This is a genomic window from Streptomyces botrytidirepellens, from assembly GCF_003721215.1.
Classification (GTDB): Bacteria; Actinomycetota; Actinomycetes; order Streptomycetales; family Streptomycetaceae; genus Streptomyces; species Streptomyces himastatinicus.
The window spans coordinates 1-1412 of the sequence record NZ_RIBZ01000477.1; the positions used below are offsets into that span (position 1 = coordinate 1).

The 1412-nt window shown below is 56.1% G+C and carries 1 rRNA gene; it reads right to left on the minus strand.

The window, feature by feature from the left end:
- Positions 1 to 21: 21 nt before the first annotated feature.
- Positions 22 to 1412, minus strand: a 23S ribosomal RNA gene (locus tag EEJ42_RS31735); the annotation flags it as partial.

Consider the following 1412-nt stretch of genomic DNA (forward strand, 5'->3'; position numbering starts at 1 on the left):
ACACAGTGGACGCGAGCAACTGAGGACAAGCCCTCGGCCTATTAGTACCAGTCAACTCCACCGGTCACCCGGCTTCCATATCTGGCCTATCAACCCAGTCGTCTACTGGGAGCCTTACCCCATCAAGTGGGTGGGAGCCCTCATCTCGAAGCAGGCTTCCCGCTTAGATGCTTTCAGCGGTTATCCCTCCCGAACGTAGCCAACCAGCCATGCCCTTGGCAGGACAACTGGCACACCAGAGGTTCGTCCGTCCCGGTCCTCTCGTACTAGGGACAGCCCTTCTCAAGACTCCTACGCGCACAGCGGATAGGGACCGAACTGTCTCACGACGTTCTAAACCCAGCTCGCGTACCGCTTTAATGGGCGAACAGCCCAACCCTTGGGACCGACTCCAGCCCCAGGATGCGACGAGCCGACATCGAGGTGCCAAACCATCCCGTCGATATGGACTCTTGGGGAAGATCAGCCTGTTATCCCCGGGGTACCTTTTATCCGTTGAGCGACGGCGCTTCCACAAGCCACCGCCGGATCACTAGTCCCGACTTTCGTCCCTGCTCGACCCGTCGGTCTCACAGTCAAGCTCCCTTGTGCACTTACACTCAACACCTGATTGCCAACCAGGCTGAGGGAACCTTTGGGCGCCTCCGTTACCCTTTAGGAGGCAACCGCCCCAGTTAAACTACCCACCAGACACTGTCCCTGATCCGGATCACGGACCCAGGTTAGACATCCAGCACGACCAGAGTGGTATTTCAACAATGACTCCACCATGACTGGCGTCATGATTTCACAGTCTCCCACCTATCCTACACAAGCCGAACCGAACACCAATATCAAGCTGTAGTAAAGGTCCCGGGGTCTTTCCGTCCTGCTGCGCGAAACGAGCATCTTTACTCGTAATGCAATTTCACCGGGCCTATGGTTGAGACAGTCGAGAAGTCGTTACGCCATTCGTGCAGGTCGGAACTTACCCGACAAGGAATTTCGCTACCTTAGGATGGTTATAGTTACCACCGCCGTTTACTGGCGCTTAAGTTCTCAGCTTCGCCCCACCGAAATGGAGCTAACCGGTCCCCTTAACGTTCCAGCACCGGGCAGGCGTCAGTCCGTATACATCGCCTTACGGCTTCGCACGGACCTGTGTTTTTAGTAAACAGTCGCTTCTCGCTGGTCTCTGCGGCCACCACCAGCTCACACTGCAAGAGTGATCACCAGCAATGGCCCCCCTTCTCCCGAAGTTACGGGGGCATTTTGCCGAGTTCCTTAACCATAGTTCACCCGAACGCCTCGGTATTCTCTACCTGACCACCTGAGTCGGTTTAGGGTACGGGCCGCCATGAAACTCGCTAGAGGCTTTTCTCGACAGCATAGGATCATCCACTTCACCACAATCGGCTCGGCATCAGGTCTCA